The organism is Streptomyces sp. NPDC051105 (assembly GCF_040682795.1).
In the GTDB taxonomy this organism is placed as follows: Bacteria; Actinomycetota; Actinomycetes; order Streptomycetales; family Streptomycetaceae; genus Streptomyces.
In genome coordinates this window covers 1-1,938 of the sequence record NZ_JBFBBR010000062.1, presented here as the reverse complement: position 1 = coordinate 1,938, position 1,938 = coordinate 1, and the positions used below count along the sequence as shown (strand labels likewise).

Annotated in this window: 2 protein-coding genes; one reads left to right on the top strand and one right to left on the bottom strand. The window is 36.1% G+C overall.

The genetic code is table 11. The features are described from left to right. Positions 1–73: 73 nt before the first annotated feature. Positions 74–754 (top strand): IS6 family transposase, encoded by a 681-nt coding sequence (locus tag AB0N16_RS41675; RefSeq protein ID WP_355015319.1) that lies wholly within the window; start codon positions 74–76, stop codon positions 752–754. A gap of 226 nt (positions 755–980) precedes the next feature. On the opposite strand, the gene AB0N16_RS41670 is transcribed toward AB0N16_RS41675, so the two are convergent. Beyond that, the coding region (locus AB0N16_RS41670) for an HAD-IC family P-type ATPase (RefSeq protein ID WP_365806022.1) at positions 981–1,938 on the bottom strand (958 nt) is incomplete at its 5' end.

The following is a 1,938-nucleotide window of genomic DNA, read 5'->3' as shown; positions in this document are numbered from 1 at the left end:
GGTTCTGTTGCAAAGTTTTCTGATAAGTCTATTTTAGTGTAAAATGAATAAAAATGACAGCGAGGATATATCAATGAACTATTTTAAAGGTAAACAATTTCAAAAAGATGTGATTATTGTCGCTGTTGGTTATTACCTGCGTTACAATCTAAGCTATCGTGAAATTCAAGAACTCCTTTATGATCGTGGGATTAACGTTTGTCACACAACTATTTATCGTTGGGTACAAGAATACGGTAAAGTCCTCTATCATCTCTGGAAAAAGAAAAATAAAAAATCCTTTTATTCATGGAAAATGGATGAAACGTACATCAAAATTAAAGGAAAATGGCATTATTTGTATCGAGCCATCGATGCAGATGGTTTAACCTTGGATATTTGGTTACGTAAAAAACGGGACACACAAGCAGCCTATGCTTTTCTTAAGCGGTTAGTGAAGCAGTTTGATGAACCGAAGGTTGTAGTCACAGATAAAGCCCCCTCTATTACAAGTGCCTTTAAGAAACTAAAAGAATACGGCTTTTATCAAGGGACAGAACATCGTACCATTAAATACCTGAATAATTTGATTGAACAAGACCATCGTCCAGTAAAGAGACGCAATAAATTCTATCGAAGTTTACGCACTGCCTCACCCACGATTAAAGGCATGGAAGCCATTCGAGGATTATATAAGAAAACCCGAAAAGAAGGCACTCTCTTCGGCTTTTCGGTGTCTACTGAAATCAAGGTATTAATGGGAATAACAGCCTAAATCATAGATACCGTAAGGGATTTTATTCTTTATTTAAAACTTTGCAACAGAACCCTATTATCTAAGGAAATCAAAGTATTAATGGGAACACCTACTTAATAAGGTTAGACTGTCATTTTAATATTTAAATGGCGCATAGTTTGCTTCATAACTAGCGTTCAAAAAAACTAAAAAGTATCATAAAAAGAAGGCACGCTTATAAACATGCCTTCTTTTATTTGTTGTGTTATTTAACTTTCATCAATCGTAATCCGTTTAATGTTACTAAAAGCGTTGCTCCCATATCTGCTACAATAGCAATCCATAGTGTTAGCCAACCTGGTATGACTAGTAGTAGAGCTAATAGTTTTATACCTAATGAGAAGGTGATATTTTGCTTAATTACTTTTAGAGTTTGACGGCTAAGTCTAACAATGAATGGTAATTTTTGTAAATCGTCGCCCATTAGAGCAACATCAGCAGTTTCGAGAGCCGTATCTGTCCCTGCACCGCCCATTGCAATACCAACCGTCGATGCAGCTAATGCTGGTGCATCATTAATGCCGTCGCCAACCATTGCTACTTTATTATAAGTTGTCCGCAACGCTTTAATCGAATCTAATTTTTCTTGAGGCATTAGATCTCCTTTTATTTCAGTCACACCTAATTGCTTACCAATAGATTCAGCGGTTTTAGTATTATCACCAGTAAGCATAATAGTGTGTTCAATTGACAACTTGTGGAGTTCAGAAATAACGGCAGCACTTGAATCTCTTACTTCATCCGCGACAGCAATTACTCCTAAAATTTGTTCGTCAGTACCGAAATACATGGCGGTTTTCCCTTGTTCTTGAAATTGTCTGTATTGTACTTTGACCGCTGTTTCTTCGATTACTGATGCAGAAAACAGTTTAGGGCTTCCAATATAGTAACGTATGTTTTGATGTATACCTGTAAGTCCTTTACCTGTGATAGATTGGAAATCCTCGATTTGTATTGACTTGTAATCCACATTAGTTTTATCCGCTTCGTTTAAAATAGCAGAAGCTAATGGGTGTTGAGAAAGAGATTCCAACGATGAAATAATCGATAGATAATTTATATCAGTTTCAGAACTGGTTGCAATGAAATCCGTTACGACAGGCTTTCCTTTTGTTAAGGTTCCAGTCTTATCGAAAGCAATTGCTCTCAAATGACCAATTTCT

What these genes read in the sequence shown, in the direction of transcription:
- AB0N16_RS41675 (WP_355015319.1), top strand. Translation starts at nt 74, where the DNA reads ATGAACTATTTTAAAGGTAAACAATTTCAAAAAGATGTGATTATTGTC.